The following is a 21,162-nucleotide window of genomic DNA, read 5'->3' as shown; positions in this document are numbered from 1 at the left end:
AATAGGGTTTTTAGCAATGGATAAAGGAGAAGCGTGCAATGTCGAACAAAGATAAAACACATCAATCACCGATTCATGGCACTGAGGAATCTCAACCGGGTATGGACTCTCTCGCCCCTGCTGACGGCTCTCATCGCCCCTCCCCTGGCCCCTCTGCACCGGGCGAACAGCCTACCGCACCGGGAAGCATGAAATCGCCGGAGACGGGAAACGAGAAGCTGAAATCGCTTGAGCCGCACCGCAAAGGCGGCGAAGGTTTTGCGCTGACCACCAATCAGGGCGTGCGCATTGCTGACGATCAGAACTCCCTTCGCGCAGGCGCGCGCGGGCCAACCCTGCTGGAAGATTTTATCCTGCGGGAAAAAATCACCCATTTCGACCACGAGCGGATACCGGAACGCATCGTCCACGCGCGCGGTTCCGCTGCGCACGGCTACTTCCAGCCCTATAAGAGCCTGAAAGCGATCACCAAAGCGGATTTCCTCTCCGATCCGGACAAAATCACTCCGGTATTTGTGCGCTTCTCCACCGTACAGGGCGGCGCGGGTTCGGCAGATACCGTCCGGGATATCCGCGGCTTTGCCACCAAGTTTTATACCGAAGAGGGTATTTTCGATCTGGTGGGCAATAACACCCCGGTGTTCTTCATTCAGGACGCGCATAAATTTCCTGACTTTGTCCATGCGGTAAAACCGGAGCCCCACTGGGCCATACCGCAGGGACAAAGCGCGCACGACACCTTCTGGGACTATGTCTCCCTGCAGCCTGAAACCTTACACAACGTGATGTGGGCGATGTCAGACCGCGGCATTCCGCGCAGCTATCGCACCATGGAAGGCTTTGGCATCCATACCTTCCGTCTGATCAACGCCGAGGGTAAAGCCACGTTCGTCCGTTTCCACTGGAAGCCGGTGGCGGGTAAAGCCTCCCTGGTGTGGGACGAGGCGCAGAAGCTGACCGGTCGCGATCCGGATTTCCATCGCCGCGAGCTGTGGGAGTCCATTGAAGCGGGCGACTTCCCGGAGTATGAACTGGGCCTGCAGCTCATTCCGGAAGAGGACGAATTTAAGTTCGATTTCGACCTGCTTGACCCGACGAAGCTGATCCCGGAAGAGCTGGTGCCGGTTCAGCTGGTGGGTAAAATGGTGCTCAACCGCAACCCGGATAACTTCTTTGCCGAAAACGAACAGGCCGCATTCCACCCGGGGCATATCGTGCCGGGGCTGGACTTCACCAACGATCCGCTCCTGCAGGGACGTTTGTTCTCGTATACCGATACGCAGATCAGCCGTCTGGGCGGGCCGAACTTCCACGAAATTCCGATTAACCGCCCAACCTGCCCATACCACAATTTCCAGCGCGACGGGATGCACCGTCAGGATATTGATACCAATCCGGCGAACTATGAGCCGAACTCCATCAACGATAACTGGCCGCGCGAAACGCCTCCGGCGCCGAAACGCGGTGGATTCGAATCGTACCAGGAGCGTATCGACGGCAACAAAATTCGCGAGCGCAGCCCGTCGTTCGGCGAATATTACGCCCACCCTCGCCTGTTCTGGAACAGCCAGACGCCGATTGAGCAACAGCACATTATCGGCGGCTTCAGCTTTGAGCTGAGCAAAGTGGTGCGTACCTACATCCGCGAGCGGGTGGTCGATCAGCTGGCGCGCATTGATATTCAGCTCGCCCAGAGCGTTGCGGATAACCTGGGCATTACGCTGACCGACGAGCAGCGCAACCTTGCCCCGCCTAAAGAGGTTAACGGCGTGAAGAAAGATCCGTCGCTGAGCCTGTATGCCGTACCGGGTGGCTCGATTAAAGGCCGCGTGGTTGCCATCCTGCTGAACGACAAAACCCGCGCCAGCGACGTGCTGGGGATTATGCAGGCGCTGAAGACCCAGGGCGTGCATGCGAAGCTGCTTTATTCCCGCATGGGGGAAGTGACCGCCGATGACGGCTCCGTGCTGCCGGTGGCGGCGACCTTTGCCGGGGCGCCATCGCTGACCGTCGATGCGGTGATTGTGCCGTGCGGAGATATAGACAGCCTGCTGAGCAACGGTGACGCGGTGTATTATCTGCTGGAAGCCTACAAGCACCTGAAACCGATCGCGCTGTCCGGCGACGCGCGACGGTTTAAGGCACAGCTGAAGGTGGCCGATCAGGGTGAGGACGGCATTGTCGAGGGAGACAACGTTGACGATGCCTTTATGACGAAGCTGTTTGATTTGCTTGCCGCGCACCGCGTCTGGTCGCGCAGCAGTAAGATTGACCAGATCCCGGCGTAAAAAATACCCTCACCCCACCCCTCTCCCACGGGAGAGGGAGAAAACAATAAAAACGGTAACCCAGGTTACCGTTTTGCTTTTACCTCGCCACCGGGCTGTATCTCAAAGATCCCTGAACGTCCCCAACCGATACCCGCGCTCGGCAATCGCATACTTCAGCGACGCCGATGTGAGCACGTTCAGCTCCGCCAGGCGCGGCCAGCAGTAGGCGCTCTTACGTACGATGTTATCGACAAAAGCAGGATGCGCCATGATCTCCAGCGACCGTTCCCCCCGCGCGCTGGAATCATCCAGCACCTTAAGGAACAGCGCTTCGTCGATCTCATCGCCGTAAAATGCGCTGCTGAATCCCTCAGTGGTGGTCACGGCGCAGTCGGGCACGCCGCGAGCCTCCCGATCCACGCGCATCGCCACGCCTTTACGCTGCGCAAACTCCGCGACAATCGGGAAAATCGCCGGGATCATATGCACGTGGTGATGGCTGTCGATGTGCGTCGGTGCCTTACCAAAGGCGTCAACAAAGCGGTTGAACTGACACTCCAGCTCGCGGGCAATCTCTTCGAGAGGCAGAACGCCCTGTTCCGCCAGTTCCCAAATCCATTTGCCCAGCTGGCCATCGCGCGTCAGGCCCGGCATGGGCGAAAGCGGCATCCCGAGCGTCAGCACAAAATGCATGCCAACGCCCAGCTCCGGCACCTCGCGGCTCAGCTGCGCCGCGTGTTCAACCGCCTCACCATTCACCAGTGCCGTGGTCGAGGTCACAACACCCCGGCGACAGGCTTCAATAATGCCGTAGTTCTGGCCTTTCGAGAGGCCAAAATCATCAGCATTAACGATCAGCAGGTTTTCCATTGTGCGTCCTCTCAGTGGTGTTTGAACTTCAGCTTCTCGATCGTGGCGGCAAAGTTCGGCAACCATTTTTCATGCGCCAGGATCATCTCGCCGGCCAGCTGCTCCGCATCGCGGTCGGAATGCACCAGCGGGCTGAGGTTCAGCGCCAGCAGCACGTCATTGAGCTCGCCGCTCAGCGCCGCGTTGCTTGCCGCCACTTCAAAGCCTTTGATGGTGTGGATCAGGCCCATGACCTTATCATCGAAGTGGGTGATGCGTGGATGCGGTTTAGCACCTTCGCGTCCCAGGATGCAGGTCATCTCGACCGCCCAGTCCGCCGGGATATTGTCGATATGGCCGTGGTGCGGCACGTTGACATAGTGTTCCGCCTGCTTGTCGTTGTAGATGGCGTTAATCACTTCGCACGCCGCATCGGAGTAGTAGGCCCCGCCGCGCTGCTCCAGCTCTTTCGGTTTGACGTTCAGGTTCGGATCTTTATACAAATCGAACAGCTGCTTCTCGACTTTCTGAACGATCTGCGCGCGCGCGCCGCCCTTATAGTACTCGCCCATTTCGATAGCCAGCATCTCTTTCTGCTTAAAGTAGTAAAGCAGGTACGAGCACGGCAGCAGGTTCAGCGAGCGGATCAGCCCTTCGCTGAACGGCAGGTCAAAGATGTTTTTCACCGATGCCGCCGTCAGGCGACCGGAAGCCACGCCGTCGAGCAGCTCGGCAAAGCGCGATTTTCCGTTCACGATCACGTCTTTAATGAATACCATGTGGTTCAGGCCGAACAGGTCGATGGAGAGATCGTCGCTGTCGTTCAGCGCCAGCACGTCGCGGATAAACATCTTCATACCAATCGGAATATTACAGACGCCGATAAAGCGTTTGAAACCGGTATGACGATAGACCGCCTCGGTCACCATCCCGGCCGGGTTGGTGAAGTTAATCACCCACGCGTTCGGGCAGATCTCCTGTACGTCTTTGACGATGTCGAAAATCACCGGGATGGTACGCAGGCCTTTGAACAGGCCGCCCGCGCCGTTGGTCTCCTGCCCGAGATAGCCGTGGCTCAGCGGGATACGTTCGTCCAGCTCGCGCGCCTTCAGCTGGCCGACGCGCAGCTGGGTGGTGACGAAATCCGCATCTTTCAGCGCCAGACGGCGGTCCAGGGTTTTATGCACGGTCAGAGGCACGCCGGCTTTCTCCACCATGCGCTGGCACAGGTCGAAAATAATATTCAGCTTTTCCTGACCTTCCTCCACGTCCACCAGCCATAATTCGCTGACCGGTAATTCGGTGATGCTGCCAACTTACTGATTTAGTGTATGATGGTGTTTTTGAGGTGCTCCAGTGGCTTCTGTTTCTATCAGCTGTCCCTCCTGTTCAGCTACTGACGGGGTGGTGCGTAACGGCAAAAGCACTGCCGGACATCAGCGCTATCTCTGCTCTCACTGCCGTAAAACATGGCAACTGCAGTTCACTTACACCGCTTCTCAACCCGGTACGCACCAGAAAATCATTGATATGGCCATGAATGGCGTTGGATGCCGGGCAACCGCCCGCATTATGGGCGTTGGCCTCAACACGATTTTCCGCCATTTAAAAAACTCAGGCCGCAGTTGGTAACCTCGCGCATACAGCCGGGCAGTGACGTCATCGTCTGCGCGGAAATGGACGAACAGTGGGGATACGTCGGGGCTAAATCGCGCCAGCGCTGGCTGTTTTACGCGTATGACAGGCTCCGGAAGACGGTTGTTGCGCACGTATTCGGTGAACGCACTATGGCGACGCTGGGGCGTCTTATGAGCCTGCTGTCACCCTTTGACGTGGTGATATGGATGACGGATGGCTGGCCGCTGTATGAATCCCGCCTGAAGGGAAAGCTGCACGTAATCAGCAAGCGATATACGCAGCGAATTGAGCGGCATAACCTGAATCTGAGGCAGCACCTGGCACGGCTGGGACGGAAGTCGCTGTCGTTCTCAAAATCGGTGGAGCTGCATGACAAAGTCATCGGGCATTATCTGAACATAAAACACTATCAATAAGTTGGAGTCATTACCAATTTTGCCGTACAGCCCCGAGTCGATCACTTCGACCGGTTTATTCGGTAACAGTCGTTGAATTTCGGGCAACATATAGGCAATTTGCGGCCCCAGTAAAACAACATCGGCTGTCTGGCCTTTTTCGCCCGCCAGCGTCTCTGGAAACGCTTCAATCACCACAGGGACTTCATACTTTTCAGCCTGCGCACGCATCTTTGACACCAGAAGCGACGTTGACATGCCCGCTGAGCAGAACAGGTAGATATGTTTCTTTTCCATCGTGATTTCCCTCTTATATAACTACCTGCCATCGCGCTATCACTCGACTCGCTGTCCCGGCAGACAGGTAGCTTGCGTACTGTTGTTTATCGTTGGAGTGAGTATACGCAATGGTACAGACAGGGGATAATTCTGGATAGGCTCAAATTGTCTCTCATTGACCTGACTTGTTGACTCCCTTCACATTTCGGGCAAATAATTCGCGCAAAGAAATAAGATTTTCTGATGCATAAAAAAACCGGCCCATGGGCCGGTTTGTTAACATCCTCAGGCAAGCAGGGTTACTGCGCCTTAGGTGCCTGCGGATCGGTGTCGTATTCAGCACAGGTCTGATAGCCGGAGTTGATCACATGACCGGTATCATCCAGGGCGACGAAGTAGGTTTCTGCCTTACCATCACGTTGACCCAGGATATAGGTCTGGCAGGTCCCTTTCGCATGAATCATGGTCACTTCAGAAGAAGGTTTACCGGCAATCGCAGCCACCTGCGAACGGGTCATGCCTTTTTTAACGTCTTTTACTACGGGCTGCGTAAACTGATCCTTAGTGCGATCGTAAGCCGTACACCCTGCCAGCATAGTCAGTACCGCCGCTGCGCTAAGAATTCCTGCTACGTTCTTGTTCATATTCCGTCCTCTTGTTTATCAGCGTGTTATCTAAGCATGGGATAAAAAGTACTATTGTTCAACTTTGTGAGTTACGCCAGACGAATTTCGGAAAATTCTAATAAAACAACGATAACCTGCTAAATCGGCGCAAATTAGCGCACTCGAAACTGTGATCCTTGTCGTTTCTCGCCCAAAGGGTTAGTTTTAACAGCTAACACATTCTGTTTATGTACTGCATATGGAGGGCGTGATGGCTCTGCAACAAGAGATTATTCAGGCACTGGGCGCGAAGCCTACGGTAGATGCACATGAAGAGATCCGCCGCAGCGTGGATTTTTTAAAATCGTACTTAAAAAAGAACGCTTTCCTGAAATCCCTGGTGCTGGGCATTAGCGGCGGCCAGGACTCTACCCTGACCGGTAAACTCTGCCAGATGGCGATTTCAGAGCTTCGCGAAGAGACGGGTGATGAGAAACTACAGTTTATCGCGGTGCGTCTTCCTTATGGCGTACAGGCGGACGAGCAGGATTGCCAGGATGCCATTGCCTTCATTCAGCCTGACCGCGTGCTGACCGTAAATATTAAGGGCTCGGTGCTGGCAAGCGAGCAGGCGCTTCGCGAAGCGGGCATTGAGCTGAGCGATTTTGTTCGCGGCAACGAGAAGGCCCGCGAGCGCATGAAAGCGCAGTACAGCATCGCCGGGATGACCAAAGGCGTTGTGGTCGGCACCGACCATGCAGCAGAAGCGATCACCGGTTTCTTCACCAAATACGGCGACGGCGGCACCGACATTAACCCGATCTTCCGTCTCAACAAGCGTCAGGGTAAGCAGCTGCTGGCCGCGCTGGGCTGTCCTGAGCATCTGTATCAGAAAGCGCCGACAGCGGACCTTGAAGACGATCGCCCTTCCCTGCCGGATGAAGCGGCCCTTGGCGTCACCTATGACAACATCGATGATTATCTGGAAGGCAAAAAGCTGGATGAACGGACCGCGAAAATCATCGAGGGCTGGTATCTGAAAACCGAGCACAAGCGCCATACGCCCATTACGGTGTTTGACGACTTCTGGAAAAAATAAAGCAAAGCGGTAACCAGGTTACCGCTTTTAATGTTTGCGCCCTCTCCCGTGGGAGAGGGTTGGGGTGAGGGCACCAGGCCGCACGTCCTGGCCGGGTAAGGCGTAGCCGCCACCCGGCTCTTTTTTAACCACCACACTCCTGCTACACTGTATGCCTGAACAGTATATGGAGCAGTATGTGAGCAGGCGTCAATCCGCCCCGCGTCTTGAGTTTGAAGCGGCGGCTATCTACGAATATCCCGAACACCTTCGCCCCTGGCTTGAGGCGCTGCCTAAACAGCCGGGCGTGTACATCTTTCACGGTGAAAGCGACACCCTGCCGCTCTATATCGGCAAGAGCGTTAACATTCGCAGTCGGGTGTTATCCCATCTCCGTACGCCGGACGAGGCCGCCATGCTGCGCCAGTCGCGACGCATTTCCTGGTTCCAGACGGCGGGAGAAATGGGCGCGCTGTTGCTGGAGGCGCGGTTGATAAAAGAACAACAGCCGTTGTTCAATAAGCGCCTGCGCCGCAACCGTCAGCTCTGCTCGCTGCAGATAAACGATGGCAGGCCGCAGGTCGTCTACGCGCGCGACGTCGATTTTTCTCATGCCCCGAATCTCTATGGGCTATTCGCCAATAAACGCGCCGCGCTCCAGGCGCTGCAGACGCTGGCGGACGATTTACAGCTTTGCTACAGCCTTTTAGGTCTGGAGGCAATCACCCGGGGACGCGCCTGTTTTCGATCCGCGCTGAAGCGCTGCGCCGGTGCGTGCTGCGGGAAAGAGAGCGTTGAGGCGCATCACGCCCGGCTTCTCACCGGTCTGGCGGCCATCAGCGTGAACTGCTGGCCCTGGGAAAGCGCCGTTGCGCTAAAAGAAGTGGGCGAGGCCATGACCCAGTATCACATCGTCAACAACTGGCTCTGGCTGGGCGCCGTCGACGACATCAACGACGCGGCAACCCTGCTGCGCACGCCCGCCGGATTTGACCACGATGGCTACAAAATTCTCTGCAAACCGGTCCTGGCAGGAAAGTTTGAGATCATTGTGCTCAATGACCCGGCAGCCACATGATTTCGCTGAACAATAAGGTGCCCTGAGCCTCCAGCAGACGCAGCGTATGGGTACCCTCCTCCCAGCTGGCACCCTGATCGGCCGTCAGCAATTTATCGCCCAGCTGCCACGCCCCGCTTAGCACGAACACCACGCCCCCGCGTGAGCCAAAGGTGGTGAAGGTTCGGTCAGCAACGCGCACCTTCGCCCGGCAGCAGTCGCGCCGGGTCATGATGTTAAAGTCCATCGCCATCCGCCCATCTGAAAGCAGCGCTTTTACCGGCAGATCGCCGGCAAAACTGTAGGGCTGATGATGCTTGAGGGTATGGGAGAACGCCTGACCCGCGTCCAGCGTCACCTCTCCCCCTTCCAGCAAGGTAATCACCCGGTCAACACCGGGAAACGAGGAGAATTCGCCGTTGCTGGCAATCGTCGCGATACTGGCACGCCAGTGAAAATCGCGCGTCGCGGGAGGGAAGCAGCAAATCTCACGCGTTTCGCCAGCACCATTGCGCCAGAGGCTGACCGGCATCTTACGGATATCAAAGAACTCCATCACCACTCCTGAATGGCACAACCCGTGCCAGGGCAAGGATATCGCTATCGTTGCTGTCTTGTTTGTTATCGTTGGGTATTCACAGAAACAGTATCGGCAGCAGAGCGGGCAGGCCTTAGCGGAACGTTAATAAAAATTCTAACGCCATGACTCTGCAAACATTCTCTGAAGCGACTACAGGAGGATACCGCGCTGGCGGCGGCAGGCAAGAGGGCAGGAAAGAAAAACCGCCGGTCCTGTCCACAGCGGTTGCGCTTTTGTGGACAGGATCCCGGCGGTCTTAAGAGTGTGAACCGATTATTCGGTTGGTGCTGGCATTTTACCTTCCATCGCCGGACGTTCTGTCAGACGCTTCTCAAAATTCGCATTAAATTGCTTTTTCTGTTCCGGTGTCAGAATGTTGTAGATCTTGTTCTGGGTTTCCATGTGAGCCAGCATGCGGGCTTTGTGCTGCTCGGCCATTTTGTCGATCTGCGCTTCGGCTTTCGCCTTATCGAAGCTGTCGCTGGCGATGATGTCATGCATCGCACGACGCTCTTCAAGCGGAGGACGTTTCATCTGGTCGCGTTCGCCTTTTCTGATGTCGCGGATCTGCTGCTTCTGGGCATCCGTCAGGTTGAGATCCTTAAACATCATCATCTCGTTGTGCATACCCGGACCTTTATGATGCATCATCATTTTGCCTTCAGCAGGCGCGGCAGTTGTAGTGGTCGCAGTATCTGCGGCGAACGCCATGCTGGTAGCGCCCAGAGCCAGGGTAGAAGCAACAAACAGTGCAGTAAACTTACGCATAATTTATTTCCTTTCTTTCAGTTATTCTTCGGCGCTATGCCGTGTTGACGAGATTAACTTTACGGGGTTTATCGTCAATTAGTCAGAGCAACGGTAAAACAATGAAAGTGTAAAAAACAAATTTTCGCCAAATGTGGAGGAAATAAGGATAAAGCGTGGAGAGTTGCAACAAAAAATATTTAACAGGATGATTTTAAAGAGATTAAGCAGAAGTATAGCGAAGTGAAGATCAATAATAAAGCAATTCACCAGGAATATTCTGCAAAACAAGCGCAAGCGCTTTAATCGTTAAGAAAAGTTTTTTACTTCCCCCACCCGGATGATGGGAGGGGAAAGGTTCAGGATATTTTTTCCAGCATCAGCCCGGCCCGCAGGCCAAACGCGACGGTGGGGTTAGGGAATAAGACATACTCGGTGGTGTTCTGCACCTCGTAACGTTCCTCGCCATCCTCAGCCAGCAGCGCCCCTTTGCGGAACGGGGTGAAGTTCAGGGTGTGTGCGGCCATATGGAGCTGGAAGGCATCGCTGCGGCGCGTGATCTGCTGTACGACCCGATACCGCTCAACGGGCTGATGCGCGTGCTCGGGAGCCGTTCCTCCCAGCAGCGCCCGAAGGGCGAGATGCGTAGGCGCAAAGCGGGTCAGATCGTTCTGGCCGAACGGCAGCGCTTTTCCCAGTTCCAGCGTGCAGGACAGCGCAGCGAAACGTTCACAGGTGAAATGGGTAAACGTTCCGCCCGGCGACTGATGAAATACCAGCGCCTCCAGCCCGGCGTCACCCAGCCAGCTCAGGAACGCTTCATCCCACGGCTGACTGCGCTGCGGCAGAACGCCGAAGCGAACGTGGTAGGACGCGCGGATTGCCGTATGCAGATCCAGATGCCAGCGCCCCGGCCCCGCGACGGCAAAAAACGCGGTCACGACGTTCTCCAGCCACTCAGCCCGCGCCGTTTCATCGCTCTGCGGAAACTGCGACCAGCGGCCGCCAAACATGCGGTTAATGTCGCTCACCAGATACCGTTTGTTTTGCGCCAGCGCAGGAGGATTGCCGAGCACCACCAGCACGCGGCACTTTAGTTCGATCTCATTGCGATACAGCGCACGCAGCAGCAGATCAACAATCTCGACGGGCGCGGTTTCATTCCCGTGGATACCCGTTGAAAGCAGCAGCGAGAGATCGCTTTTTACGGTCGGCGTCAGTTCAAGCACCCCGCGCCCCAGCCACCGCCAGCGAAATGAGGGGCCGTCCCCCTCTTTCAGTTCCGGCGTCTCGTCGGCCAGGGTCAGCGCCAGTAAATTTTCCATATCCACTCCTTTAGCGCTGGAACGGGTAAACCGATCCCAGCTGCAGGATTGTCGATAACGCGTCCAGCGCCTCGCGTCCTTCACGCAGAAGCTGCGGGTCAACCAGATCCGCCTGCGTTAGCCGATCGCGATAGTAGCGATCGACCCAGTCATTCAGCCGCGTAAAGAGCGTATCGTTCATCATGACCGCCGGGTTCACCGCCTGCATTTCGTCCTGGGTCAGGACCACGCGCAGACGCAAACAGGCGGGACCACCGCCGTTGGCCATGCTTTCGCGCAGGTCAAACACGCGCAGTTCGTCAATCGGGTTATCGGCCTTCACCAGCTCCGTCAGGTAGCGCCACACGCCTTTATGATCCCGGGACTCCTGCGGCAGGACCAGCATCATGCTGCCATCGTCACGGCTCAGCAGCTGGCTATTGAACAGATAGGTTTCTACCGCGTCCTGCACGCTCACCGCCTCCGTGGGCACCTGGACTGGCGTGAAGCCGCGCACGCGCTCATGCAGCGTGGCGAGCAGCTTCTCCTGATGGGCAAACGCCTGCTCGTGGCAGAACAGCACCTGGCGGTTAGAAACGGCAATCACGTCGTTATGGAACACGCCCTGGTCAATCACATGCGGGTTTTGCTGGGCAAAAACCACCTGGGAAGGATTGACCTGGTTCAGGCGCGCAACCGCCTGGCTGGCCGCCAGCGTCTGACGAGCAGGATAACGGGTTGGCGCGGCGTGGCCCCCCTCTTCTCGCCCGTAGATAAACAGCTGCAGGCCCGGGTCGCCATAGTCGCCCCCCAGGCGGTTATGGTTGGCCGCGCCTTCGTCACCAAACATCGCCACCTGCGGCAGGGCCTGATGCACCTCAAAATGGGCGTCATGGTTGAAAATGGCGCGCAGCACGCGCTCGGTGGTTTCCGCTTCGGTGGCGCGGTGGAATTTATTGTTCAGGTTCGCCACCGTCAGATGAACTTTGCCATCAAGCGTGTCGGCTGACGGCGCGACGGTCGCCGCGTTTGCCACCCACATCGAGGAGGCGGAGCTTGCCGCGGAGAGCAGGTGCGGCGTCTGCGTACCCGCTTTTTCGACGACCTGCTCATCGGTACCGCTAAAGCCGAGCTGACGAAGGACTGCCACGTTCGGGCGTTCCTGCGGCGGGATCACCGCCTGCGGGAAACCGGCATCCGCCAGTGCTTTCATCTTCAGCAGCCCCTGCTTCGCCGCCAGCTTCGGGTTGGAGACCTGAAAACGGTGCTTCGTCGAGGCTTCATTACCAAAAGAGAGACCGGCATAGTGGTGCGTCAGCCCCACCAGCCCGTCAAAGTTAACCTCACGCGCTTTCATGGCGATCCCCTCCGGTAAAATCCAGCCCCGGATTAAGCGTCTCCGGCAGCGTCAGCGCCGGGGTTTCCAGGCTCGCCATCGGCCACGCGCAGTAATCGGCGGCATACCACGCGCTGGCGCGATGGTTGCCCGACGCGCCCACGCCGCCGAACGGCGCGGTGCTCGCGGCCCCGGTCAGCGGTTTATTCCAGTTCACAATCCCGGCGCGTGCTTCCAGCAGCAGCCGATCAAACTTCTCGCGATGCGGCGAAATCAGTCCGCTCGACAGGCCGTAGCGGGTGTTATTCGCCATCGCAATGGCCGCATCGAAATCGTCGTAACGCCAGACGCACAGCAGCGGGCCAAAGACCTCTTCATCCGGCACGTTGCTCGCGCCGCTCATTTCTACAATGCCCGGCGTCAGCAGCGAGGTACCCGGCTGAACCTGCTTCGGCTCCAGCAGGGTTTTCGCGCCGCGCGCGACGTGGTCCTGCCAGGCCTTCAGCACGTTCAGCGCGGCCTGTTCGGAAATCAGCCCGCCGATAAACGGCTGCGGATCGGCATCCCACGCGGCAGGCACCAGACGCGCGCTCACTTCTACCAGACGCTTCAGGAAGGCATCCCCCTGCGCGCCGCGCTTGACCAGCAGACGGCGGGAACAGGTGCAGCGCTGTCCGGCGGTAATAAAGGCGGACTGAATCGTCAGGTGCACCGCGGCGTCGATATCGTCAGGGTCTTCCACAATCAGCGGGTTGTTGCCGCCCATCTCCAGCGCCAGGATTTTCTCCGGCTGCCCTGCCAGCTGGCGGTGCAGCTGATAGCCCGTACCGGCGCTGCCGGTAAACAGCAGGCCGTCGATATCGCTCAGCGCGCTCAGCGCCTGACCGGTTTCCCGCCCGCCCTGCACCAGGTTCAGCACGCCCGGCGGCAGGCCGGCCTGTTCCCACAGCTTAACCACCGCCTCGCCGGTGAATGGCGTGAGCTCGCTCGGTTTGAAAATGACGGTATTGCCCGCCAGCAGCGCAGGCACAATATGGCCATTCGGCAGATGCCCCGGGAAGTTATACGGGCCAAACACCGCCAGCACGCCGTGCGGACGGTGGCGCAGCGTGGCCGCGCCGTCCGGCATGTCGGTGTGCTGTTCACCGGTGCGGGTGTGGTACGCCTTCACCGAAATGGCGATTTTGTTGATCATCGCCGTCACTTCGGTTGTCGCTTCCCAGCGCGGCTTGCTGGTTTCTGACGCGATGATGCGCGTCAGTTCGGCCTTGTTTGCCTCCAGCAGCCCGGCAAACTTTTCCACAATCGCCTGACGCACGACGAAAGGCTGTTTTGCCCACGCAGGAAACGCGCGGCGCGCGGCACGGCAGGCTTGTTCCACCTGCGCGTCGCTGGCGTCATGCCCCTTCCAGAGCACCTCTTTTCCAACCGGATTGGTCTTTACGCGCTCTTCGCCTTCGCCCGTGACCCAGTCACCGTTAATCCATAATGTCATGCTGTTTTCTCCTCAGGGCAGAGACGCACCAGGCGAACCGTATCGCCGGCGTTACATTTCAGGGCATCCAGTTCTGCAGCCGTCAGCACCAGACGTTCACATTTCGGGTTGGTACGCACCAGCATGGCGCGGAAGTTGGCGTAATTTTCGTTCGACACCAGACAGACGGGCCAGTCACCCGGCGCGGGCTGACCTTCAGAGACCTCAACCAGACGGCTTTTACGGATCGCGCGCACGCGGTCGATATCGCACTCAAGCGTTGGGCCGCCGTCAAAGATGTCGACATAGTTCCGGTAGCGGAACCCCTCTTTCTCCAGCACCGCGCGGGCAGGCGCGGTCTGCGGATGGACTTCGCCAATCACCGCCTGCGCCTCCGGGCTGAGGAAATGGGTATAGATAGGATGCTTCGGCATCAGTTCGGCGATAAAGGCTTTCTGGCCGGTGCCGCAGAGATAGTCCGCCCGGCTGAACTCCATCGAGAAGAAGCGCTCGCCCAGGCTCTCCCAGAACGGCGAGTAGCCGGTATCGTCGATCACGCCGCGCATCTCAGCGACCACTTTTTCGTTAAAGCGATCGCGGAAGGCGGCCATAAACATAAAGCGCGATTTGGAGAGCAGATAGCCGTTGCCCTCTTTGCGCCACGCCGGGTCGAGGAACAGCGTGCACAGCTCGCTGGCGCCCGTGTGGTCATTACAGAGGAACAGCGTGGGCAGCGCGTTATAGACGTTCAGCTCTTTCGAGGCGTGAACCATGGTGCCGACGCGGTAGTTGTACCACGGGTCGTTAAGCCCGACGGCCACTTCAATGGCGCAGATCCCGGCCACGGTCCCCGTGTCGGTGTCTTCCAGCACGAACACATACCCCTGTTCGCTTTTTGGCAACGTCCCCTGCCAGGTTTGCAGGGCGCGCTCAATGCGCGCCGACAGCGTTTTTTCATCGGCAGGAAGCGAGGTCAGCCCGCCTCCCGTCTTACCGGCAAGCTGCATGAGCCCGGCGAGATCGCCGCGCTCAACGGGACGGATGACCATCATGATGACACCCCGGATTTCACTTTTTCACACGCCAGCGCAAAACGGTCCAGACCGGTTTGCACCTCTTCCTCGCTGACGATCAGCGCCGGCGCAAAACGCACCACGTTGGCACCGGCAATCAGCACCATCACGCCCACTTTTGCCGCTTCCTGTGAAATAAGTTTAGCTTTTCCGGCAAACTCGGCGGTGAGCTCGCAGCCGATTAACAGCCCCAGACCGCGAATTTCTTTAAACAGCCCCGTTTTGCCGTTGATGGCATTCAGGCGCTCGACAAACCAGTCGTGACGCTGCTTAACGCCTTTCAGCACCTCAGGCGTGTTAATGATGTCCAGAACCTGCCCGGCAACGGCGGTTGCCAGCGGGTTGCCGCCGTAGGTGGTGCCATGGGTACCTACGGTCATTACGCTGGCGAATTTATCGGTGGTCAGCGTCGCGCCAATCGGGAAGCCGCCGCCCAGCGCTTTGGCGGTCGAAAGCACGTCCGGCGTTACGCCATAGTGCATATAGGCATACAGCTCGCCGGTGCGGCCCACGCCGGTCTGCACTTCGTCGAAAATCAGGACCGCGTTGTGGCGATCGCACAGCTCGCGCAGCCCCTGCAGGAAGGCTTTTTGCGCCGGAAGCACGCCGCCCTCGCCCTGCATCGGCTCGACGATCACCGCGCAGGTGGTGTCGTTAATCAGCTCGCTGGCGGACTGCAGATCGTTATAAACACCGTGACGGATATCCGGCGGCAGCGGTGCGAAATCCTGCGAGTAGGAAGGCTGGCCGCCAGCGCTGACGGTAAAGAGCGTGCGCCCGTGGAAGGCATTTTTAAACGCCACGATGCCGCTCTTGTGGGTACCAAATTTATCGTGCGCATATTTGCGCGCCAGCTTCAGCGCCGCTTCGTTGGCTTCCGCCCCCGAGTTACAGAAAAAGACTTTTTCGGCAAACGTCGCGTCGATCAGTTTTTTGGCGAGGCGCAGCGCGGGCTCGTTAGTAAAGCCGTTGCCGGTATGCCAGAACTTCGCCGCCTGGTCATTCAGCGCCTGACGCAGCGCAGGGTGCGCATGACCCAGCGCGTTGACCGCAATCCCGCCTGCAAAGTCGATATACTCTTTACCCTGCTGATCCCACAGGCGCGAGCCTTCCCCACGAACCGGAATAAAAGCCGCCGGAGCGTAAACCGGCATCATCCATTCATCGAAATTTTCACGCGTAATTGACAGAGACATAGCGACCTCATCCGGTAAATAAAAAGTTATTTGAATGTTAAATAATTGGGTGTTTGCACTGTGAATGTAGATTGCAGCCTTCGTGCCAGCCAGCGATAAAATTGCATAAACGGGTTGAGGTAACAGAATATCAACAAGTTACAATATGGAGTTATTCACTTTTAGTGCATAAAAAGTGAATATTTTTACAGCAAGCGGCGCTTTGCCGCATGAAAATCAGAAAGAGTATGCAAGGGCCAAATATAATTCTGGAATTGTGATCGCTCGCGAAATTTATCGGTCATTTACGCCCTGTTTGAGGGCGATGTGCGTCAGAATGGTGCAAATATTGCACCACCGGCATTATCTGTCGCAGTTATTGGCCGAACCCGGTAACAGTTGACGCAAATTCTGCTACCATCCATGCACTATTCACCTTGCACTGGCAGCGACTATGAAATTTGTCTCTTTTAATATCAACGGCCTGCGCGCCCGCCCCCATCAGCTTGAAGCTATCGTTGAACAACATCAGCCAGATGTGATCGGCCTGCAGGAGACCAAGGTTCACGACGACATGTTCCCCCTCGAAGAGGTGGCGAAGCTCGGCTACAACGTCTTCTATCATGGGCAGAAAGGCCATTACGGCGTTGCGCTGTTGACCAAAGAGACGCCAGTTTCAGTCCGCCGTGGGTTTCCCGGCGACGGCGAAGAAGCACAGCGCCGCATCATCATGGCAGAACTGCCTTCCCCGCTGGGGAACATCACCGTGATTAATGGTTACTTTCCCCAGGGCGAGAGCCGCGACCATCCGACCAAATTCCCTGCTAAGGCCAAGTTTTATCAGGATCTGCAGAACTACCTGACAACCGAACTCAATAAAGACAATCCGGTGCTGATCATGGGTGATGTGAATATCAGCCCGACCGATCTGGATATTGGCATCGGTGAAGACAGCCGCAAACGCTGGCTGCGTACCGGCAAATGCTCCTTCCTGCCGGAAGAGCGCGAGTGGATGCAGCGCCTGCTGGACTGGGGGCTGGTGGATACCTTCCGTACCGCCAACCCGGACACGCAGGATCGCTTCTCGTGGTTTGACTACCGCTCAAAAGGCTTTGACGACAACCGTGGCCTGCGTATCGACCTGCTGCTCGCCAGTTCGCCGCTGGCAGAGCGCTGCATCGAAACCGGGATCGACTACGAGATCCGCAGCATGGAAAAACCGTCTGACCACGCGCCGGTGTGGGCTAAATTCAAGCTGTAATGACGCGTGAACATTCGAAAACTCGCTTTCCTGTGCGCCCTTCTGGGCGCATTTATTCTGACGTTTGTCATGCTTCCTCCAGGCACGCTCTCCCTGGAAGGGATTAAAACCCACCAGCAGGCACTCCTCTCCCATGTTGACCACGCGCCGCTGCGAAGCGCGCTGATCTTTTTTGCGCTCTATGTGGTGGTCTCCGCCCTGTCGATCCCCGGCGCGGCGATCCTCACCCTGCTGGGCGGAGCGTTATTTCCCCTGTGGGAAGGCACCGTTCTGGTCTCGTTTGCCTCCACGCTCGGGGCGACGCTTGCGATGCTCGCCAGCCGTTATCTGCTGCGCGAATGGGTCCAGCGGCGGTTTGCTCAGCAGATGAAAACGGTGAACGCCGGTATGGCGCATGACGGCGCGGGCTATCTTTTTGCCCTGCGCCTGATGCCGCTGTTCCCGTTTTTCCTGGTGAATTTGCTGATGGGGCTGACCCGCATTGGCGTATATCGCTACTGGTGGGTCAGCCAGGTCGCCATGCTGCCCGCGACGGTGGTCTTTCTGAACGCCGGGCGCGAGCTGGGGAAAGTGGCGTCGCTGCGCGATATTTTGTCGCCGGGCATGCTAATCGCCTTTACACTACTGGGGTTATTGCCGCTGGCGACTCGCCGGCTGTTTTCCCGTTATCTCCCGTCTGTTAAAAAGTGAGGCATTATGCGCCGTGTGCGTTTTTGCGCGTTCCTGACCGGTCTGCTGCTGGCAGCCCCCCTCTGTGCCGCCGAAAGCTGGCACGCTATTCAACAGCAGGCCAAAGGCCAGACCGTCTGGTTTAACGCCTGGGGCGGCGATCCGGCGGTCAACCGCTACCTTGAGTGGGTCAGCGGTGAGATGCAAACGCACTACGCCATTACCCTAAAAATTGTCCCGCTGGCGGACGCCGCCGATGCGGTAAAACGGATCCAGACCGAAGCCGCCGCAGGGCGTAAGGCCAACGGCTCGGTTGACCTGCTGTGGGTCAACGGCGAAAACTTCCGCACGTTAAAAGAGGCGAACCTGCTGCAAACCGGATGGGCGCAGACGTTGCCAGACTGGCACTATGTCGATACCCGCAAACCCGTCACGGAAGATTTTGCGATTCCAACCGACGGGGCGGAATCCCCGTGGGGCGACGCGCAGCTGACCTTTATCGCCCGCAAAGCCAGCATGCCGACGCCGCCCGCGGATCCGCAGGCGCTGCTGGCGTACGCGCAGCAGCATCCGGGCAAGGTCAGCTATCCCCGCCCGCCCGATTTTACCGGCACGGCCTTTCTGGAGCAGCTGCTGCTGACGCTGACCGATCGCCCTGAAGTTTTACAAAAAGCGCCCGATGCAACGTTTGCTCAGGTTACGGCGCCGCTCTGGGCCTACCTCGATAAGCTGCACCCGCTGCTGTGGCGCGAAGGAAAAGATTTCCCTCCCTCACCTGCCCGAATGGATGCCCTGCTTGCCAGCGGCAGTCTGAACCTGTCGCTGACCTTTAACCCGTCCCATGCGCAGCAGAAAGTGGCGAGCGGCGAACTGCCCGCCGACAGCTACAGCTTTGGTTTCGAGAGCGGGATGCTCGGCAACGTCCATTTTGTGGCTATCCCGGCCAATGCCAGCGCGAGCGCGGGTGCAAAGGTGGTCGCTAATTTCCTGCTGTCACCGCAGGCGCAAATCCGCAAGGCCGACCCGGCCATCTGGGGAGACCCGAGCGTCCTGGATGCGAAAGCGCTGCCCGAAGAGGAAGCGAAACAGCTGCTGGCCCATACGCCTCAGGGGCTGCCGCAGGTGCTTGCAGAGCCGCAGTCCGCCTGGGTGAACGCGCTGGAGCAGGAATGGCTGCGTCGTTACGGCACCCGCTGAGCGGGCTTGTCTGGCTGGCGATGGCGGTGATTTATCTGCCGATCCTGCCCGCCGGCGTGATGCTGTTCGCACCGGCGCTTTCTGCGACAAACTGGCAGCGGCTGCTGAACGATCCGCAGCTGCCGCAGGCGACCGCCGCCACGCTAGTCTCAACGCTCATCGCCACGCTGGGGGCGTTGCTGATTGCCCTTTTCTTCGTCTGCCTTTTGTGGCCCGGTCAACGCTGGCGGCGCCTCACGACCCGACTGCCCTGGCTACTGGCGATCCCCCATGTGGCGTTCGCCACCAGCGCGTTGCTGCTGTTTGCCGAGGGCGGTCTGTTTTATCAGCTCTGTACCGTCTGTACGGCTCCGTTTGACCGCTACGGCGTCGGGCTGGGCCTGACGCTCGCGGTCAAAGAGAGCGCGTTCGTGCTGTGGGCCATTTACGCCGTACTGCCGGAACAACGGCTCGCGCAGCAGAAGATCGTCCTGCAGACCTTTGGCTACGGGCGTTATCAGACGCTCAGCTGGCTGATCCTCCCGGCGATCGCGCCTGTCCTCGGCGCGGTGATGCTGGCGGTGCTGGCATGGTCGCTCTCGGTCGTGGACGTGGCGATCGTTCTCGGGCCCGGCAACCCGCCCACCCTGGCCGTGCTGGCCTGGCAGTGGCTAAGCCAGGGCGACGCGCAGCAGCAGGAAAAAGGAATGCTGCTGTGCCTGCTTCTCCTTGTACTGCTGGCCGCGCTGGCCGCCCTCGGATACGGCCTCTGGAAGGCATGGCGGCGCACAATCCCGGACCTCGCGGGGACGCGCCGAAGGTCTCAGCGCGTCCTGCCTGAGCGGGCGCTCAGCGGGTTACTGCCCGCGTGCGGCATCATGTGCGCTGGGGTACTGCTGATGCTGGCACAAGGGGGCGACGTGGGTCCCGTGGGGACCAGCCTTTCCTTCGGCCTGCTGTCGAGCCTGATCGCCCTCATCGTCATTTTTCTCTGGCTGGAATGGGGACCGCAGCGCGGCGCAGCGTGGGTGTGGTCACCGCTCGCCCTTCCTGCGCTGCCGCTCGTCACCGGGCAATACTTTATTGCATTGCGTCTGGGGCTCGACGGGAACTATGCCGCCGTGCTCTGGAGCCATCTGCTGTGGGTATTACCCTGGATGCTGCTGGTTCTGCAGCCCGCCTGGCGGCGGATCGATCCCCGGCTTATCCTTACCGCCAGAACGCTCGGCTGGCGACGGGCGAAAATATTCTTACTGCTGAAATGCCCCCTTCTGGTGCGCCCTGCGCTGCTGGCCTTTGCCACCGGCTTTTCCGTCAGCATGGCGCAATACATGCCGACGCTCTGGCTTGGCGCGGGGCGTTTCGCCACGCTGACTACCGAAACCGTCGCGCTCAGCAGCGGGGGCAGCATCCCCGTTCTCGCCAGCAGGGCGCTGGGATTACTGCTGGTCACGGGCACGGTGTTCGGTCTTGCCGCCCTGTTATCCCGGCTCGCGGGCCGCTACCGTCAAGGATTACGTTAATGCTGAAGGTAAAAGATCTCACCATCGAACCGCTTTTCCGCGAGGTCAATTTTTGCGTTCCTCGCGGGGAGATCGTTACCCTGATGGGGCCGTCCGGCAGCGGCAAATCGACCCTTTTTGCGTGGATGGTCGGCGCGCTGTCAGACGATTTCCAGGCGCGGGGCGAACTGTGGCTCGACGCGCGTCGCTGTGACGGCCTTCCCGTCGAATCCCGCGGGCTGGGCATTCTCTTTCAGGACGCGCTGCTGTTTGAACCGTTCAGCGTCGGGCAAAATTTGCTGCTGGCCTTGCCTGAGCACATCGTCGGACGCGCGCGTCGGGAAGCGGTCGAGCAGGCGCTGGATTCCGCCGGGCTGAGCGGTCATTACGCCAGCGATCCGGCCACCCTTTCCGGCGGGGAGCGTGCCCGGGTCAGCCTGCTGCGCGCCCTGCTCGCAGAGCCGCAGGCGCTGCTGCTGGATGAACCGTTCAGCCGCCTCGATAAAACGCTGCGCATAGCGTTTCGGGAATGGGTTTTTGACTCCGTCCGCGCGCGCAATATCCCAGTGGTGCTGGTCACGCACGATGAGGATGATATTCCGCCCGGCGGCGAGCTGATTGAGATTTCTCGCTGGCAATAATGTGCTAACGCAATGTTTTCCGTTTCGGGAGAGACGACAATGCCCCCCTCTTT

At 58.5% G+C, this 21,162-nt stretch carries 19 protein-coding genes and 1 pseudogene; 9 read left to right on the top strand and 11 right to left on the bottom strand.

What is annotated here, in order from left to right:
* Positions 1-38: 38 nt before the first annotated feature.
* Complete coding sequence (gene katE / locus LBF07_RS20775; protein ID WP_047061621.1) at positions 39-2,288, top strand: catalase HPII; 2,250 nt, start codon at positions 39-41, stop codon at positions 2,286-2,288.
* A 102-nt stretch (positions 2,289-2,390) separates the two neighbouring features.
* Here the strand turns inward: katE and chbG are convergent, their stop codons facing one another.
* Both chbG and LBF07_RS20765 read right to left on the bottom strand, forming a co-directional pair.
* Positions 2,391-3,140, bottom strand: coding sequence for a chitin disaccharide deacetylase (chbG, locus tag LBF07_RS20770; protein ID WP_094935158.1), 750 nt, complete (start codon positions 3,138-3,140; stop codon positions 2,391-2,393).
* A gap of 11 nt (positions 3,141-3,151) precedes the next feature.
* A pseudogene (locus LBF07_RS20765) lies at positions 3,152-4,420 on the bottom strand (6-phospho-beta-glucosidase); the annotation flags it as partial.
* 55 nt (positions 4,421-4,475) lie between these two features.
* Here LBF07_RS20765 and LBF07_RS20760 point away from each other — a divergent pair.
* Positions 4,476-5,173, top strand: a protein-coding gene (locus LBF07_RS20760) for an IS1-like element IS1B family transposase (protein WP_103178130.1) whose coding sequence is annotated in 2 segments (ribosomal slippage) — positions 4,476-4,725 and positions 4,725-5,173 — 699 coding nt in all. Because the reading frame shifts where the segments join, the coding sequence is not laid out codon by codon here.
* Here LBF07_RS20760 and LBF07_RS20755 read toward each other — a convergent pair.
* Positions 5,108-5,449 carry a PTS sugar transporter subunit IIB gene (locus tag LBF07_RS20755; protein ID WP_165771880.1) on the bottom strand — a complete coding sequence of 114 codons (342 nt, stop codon included), beginning with the start codon at positions 5,447-5,449 and terminating at the stop codon, positions 5,108-5,110. The two genes, LBF07_RS20760 and LBF07_RS20755, sit on opposite strands and share 66 nt — an antisense overlap.
* 281 nt (positions 5,450-5,730) lie before the next feature.
* A complete protein-coding gene (gene osmE / locus LBF07_RS20750; RefSeq protein ID WP_010430142.1) occupies positions 5,731-6,075 on the bottom strand; it encodes an osmotically-inducible lipoprotein OsmE in 345 nt (114 codons plus the stop codon).
* A 232-nt stretch (positions 6,076-6,307) separates the two neighbouring features.
* Here osmE and nadE point away from each other — a divergent pair, with 232 nt between their 5' ends.
* Both nadE and cho read left to right on the top strand, forming a co-directional pair.
* Positions 6,308-7,135, top strand: coding sequence for an ammonia-dependent NAD(+) synthetase (gene nadE, locus LBF07_RS20745; protein ID WP_094935583.1), 828 nt, complete (start codon positions 6,308-6,310; stop codon positions 7,133-7,135).
* Positions 7,136-7,313: 178 nt separating this feature from the next.
* Entirely contained in the window at positions 7,314-8,192 is an 879-nt protein-coding gene (gene cho, locus LBF07_RS20740) for an excinuclease Cho (RefSeq protein ID WP_199121790.1), read from the top strand.
* Here the strand turns inward: cho and ves are convergent.
* From ves to LBF07_RS20705, 7 genes are all read right to left on the bottom strand, one after another.
* Entirely contained in the window at positions 8,170-8,727 is a 558-nt protein-coding gene (ves, locus tag LBF07_RS20735; RefSeq protein ID WP_094935581.1) for an environmental stress-induced protein Ves, read from the bottom strand. The two genes, cho and ves, sit on opposite strands and share 23 nt — an antisense overlap.
* A gap of 297 nt (positions 8,728-9,024) precedes the next feature.
* Positions 9,025-9,519, bottom strand: coding sequence for an ATP-independent periplasmic protein-refolding chaperone Spy (spy, locus tag LBF07_RS20730; RefSeq protein WP_023311279.1), 495 nt, complete (start codon positions 9,517-9,519; stop codon positions 9,025-9,027).
* Positions 9,520-9,857: 338 nt separating this feature from the next.
* Positions 9,858-10,823, bottom strand: coding sequence for a succinylglutamate desuccinylase (astE, locus tag LBF07_RS20725; protein WP_094935580.1), 966 nt, complete (start codon positions 10,821-10,823; stop codon positions 9,858-9,860).
* A gap of 10 nt (positions 10,824-10,833) precedes the next feature.
* Positions 10,834-12,159: an N-succinylarginine dihydrolase gene (gene astB, locus LBF07_RS20720; RefSeq protein ID WP_094935579.1), complete on the bottom strand. Its 1,326-nt coding sequence runs from the start codon at positions 12,157-12,159 to the stop codon at positions 10,834-10,836.
* Positions 12,146-13,633, bottom strand: coding sequence for a succinylglutamate-semialdehyde dehydrogenase (astD, locus tag LBF07_RS20715; RefSeq protein ID WP_094935578.1), 1,488 nt, complete (start codon positions 13,631-13,633; stop codon positions 12,146-12,148). The genes astB and astD overlap by 14 nt, the downstream gene beginning before the upstream one ends.
* Positions 13,630-14,664 carry an arginine N-succinyltransferase gene (gene astA / locus LBF07_RS20710; RefSeq protein WP_058840796.1) on the bottom strand — a complete coding sequence of 345 codons (1,035 nt, stop codon included), beginning with the start codon at positions 14,662-14,664 and terminating at the stop codon, positions 13,630-13,632. The genes astD and astA overlap by 4 nt, the downstream gene beginning before the upstream one ends.
* Positions 14,661-15,881 carry an aspartate aminotransferase family protein gene (locus tag LBF07_RS20705; protein WP_039262052.1) on the bottom strand — a complete coding sequence of 407 codons (1,221 nt, stop codon included), beginning with the start codon at positions 15,879-15,881 and terminating at the stop codon, positions 14,661-14,663. The genes astA and LBF07_RS20705 overlap by 4 nt, the downstream gene beginning before the upstream one ends.
* 433 nt (positions 15,882-16,314) lie before the next feature.
* Here LBF07_RS20705 and xthA point away from each other — a divergent pair, with 433 nt between their 5' ends.
* From xthA to LBF07_RS20680, 5 genes are read left to right on the top strand one after another with little or no spacing between them, the layout of a single operon-like run.
* A complete protein-coding gene (gene xthA, locus LBF07_RS20700) occupies positions 16,315-17,121 on the top strand; it encodes an exodeoxyribonuclease III (protein ID WP_058840797.1) in 807 nt (268 codons plus the stop codon).
* 6 nt (positions 17,122-17,127) lie between these two features.
* Positions 17,128-17,811, top strand: coding sequence for a TVP38/TMEM64 family protein (locus LBF07_RS20695; protein ID WP_094935577.1), 684 nt, complete (start codon positions 17,128-17,130; stop codon positions 17,809-17,811).
* A 15-nt stretch (positions 17,812-17,826) separates the two neighbouring features.
* Positions 17,827-18,987: an ABC transporter substrate-binding protein gene (locus LBF07_RS20690; RefSeq protein WP_370642522.1), complete on the top strand. Its 1,161-nt coding sequence runs from the start codon at positions 17,827-17,829 to the stop codon at positions 18,985-18,987.
* A complete protein-coding gene (locus LBF07_RS20685; RefSeq protein WP_094935575.1) occupies positions 18,960-20,489 on the top strand; it encodes a thiamine ABC transporter permease in 1,530 nt (509 codons plus the stop codon). The genes LBF07_RS20690 and LBF07_RS20685 overlap by 28 nt, the downstream gene beginning before the upstream one ends.
* Positions 20,489-21,109: an ATP-binding cassette domain-containing protein gene (locus tag LBF07_RS20680; RefSeq protein WP_094935574.1), complete on the top strand. Its 621-nt coding sequence runs from the start codon at positions 20,489-20,491 to the stop codon at positions 21,107-21,109. The genes LBF07_RS20685 and LBF07_RS20680 overlap by 1 nt, the downstream gene beginning before the upstream one ends.
* Positions 21,110-21,162 lie beyond the last annotated feature (53 nt).

Source organism: Enterobacter cloacae complex sp. ECL352 (genome assembly GCF_020149545.1).
GTDB lineage: Bacteria > Pseudomonadota > Gammaproteobacteria > Enterobacterales > Enterobacteriaceae > Enterobacter > Enterobacter asburiae_B.
This window is presented reverse-complemented; position numbering and strand designations above follow the sequence as displayed.

Coding starts and splice junctions, on each gene's coding strand:
- astE (WP_094935580.1), bottom strand. CDS start 10,823: ATGGAAAATTTACTGGCGCTGACCCTGGCCGACGAGACGCCGGAACTG.
- xthA (WP_058840797.1), top strand. CDS start 16,315: ATGAAATTTGTCTCTTTTAATATCAACGGCCTGCGCGCCCGCCCCCAT.
- LBF07_RS20755 (WP_165771880.1), bottom strand. CDS start 5,449: ATGGAAAAGAAACATATCTACCTGTTCTGCTCAGCGGGCATGTCAACG.
- chbG (WP_094935158.1), bottom strand. CDS start 3,140: ATGGAAAACCTGCTGATCGTTAATGCTGATGATTTTGGCCTCTCGAAA.
- spy (WP_023311279.1), bottom strand. CDS start 9,519: ATGCGTAAGTTTACTGCACTGTTTGTTGCTTCTACCCTGGCTCTGGGC.
- astD (WP_094935578.1), bottom strand. CDS start 13,633: ATGACATTATGGATTAACGGTGACTGGGTCACGGGCGAAGGCGAAGAG.
- katE (WP_047061621.1), top strand. CDS start 39: ATGTCGAACAAAGATAAAACACATCAATCACCGATTCATGGCACTGAG.
- LBF07_RS20685 (WP_094935575.1), top strand. CDS start 18,960: ATGGCTGCGTCGTTACGGCACCCGCTGAGCGGGCTTGTCTGGCTGGCG.
- ves (WP_094935581.1), bottom strand. CDS start 8,727: ATGGAGTTCTTTGATATCCGTAAGATGCCGGTCAGCCTCTGGCGCAAT.
- astA (WP_058840796.1), bottom strand. CDS start 14,664: ATGATGGTCATCCGTCCCGTTGAGCGCGGCGATCTCGCCGGGCTCATG.
- nadE (WP_094935583.1), top strand. CDS start 6,308: ATGGCTCTGCAACAAGAGATTATTCAGGCACTGGGCGCGAAGCCTACG.
- osmE (WP_010430142.1), bottom strand. CDS start 6,075: ATGAACAAGAACGTAGCAGGAATTCTTAGCGCAGCGGCGGTACTGACT.
- astB (WP_094935579.1), bottom strand. CDS start 12,159: ATGAAAGCGCGTGAGGTTAACTTTGACGGGCTGGTGGGGCTGACGCAC.
- LBF07_RS20705 (WP_039262052.1), bottom strand. CDS start 15,881: ATGTCTCTGTCAATTACGCGTGAAAATTTCGATGAATGGATGATGCCG.
- LBF07_RS20680 (WP_094935574.1), top strand. CDS start 20,489: ATGCTGAAGGTAAAAGATCTCACCATCGAACCGCTTTTCCGCGAGGTC.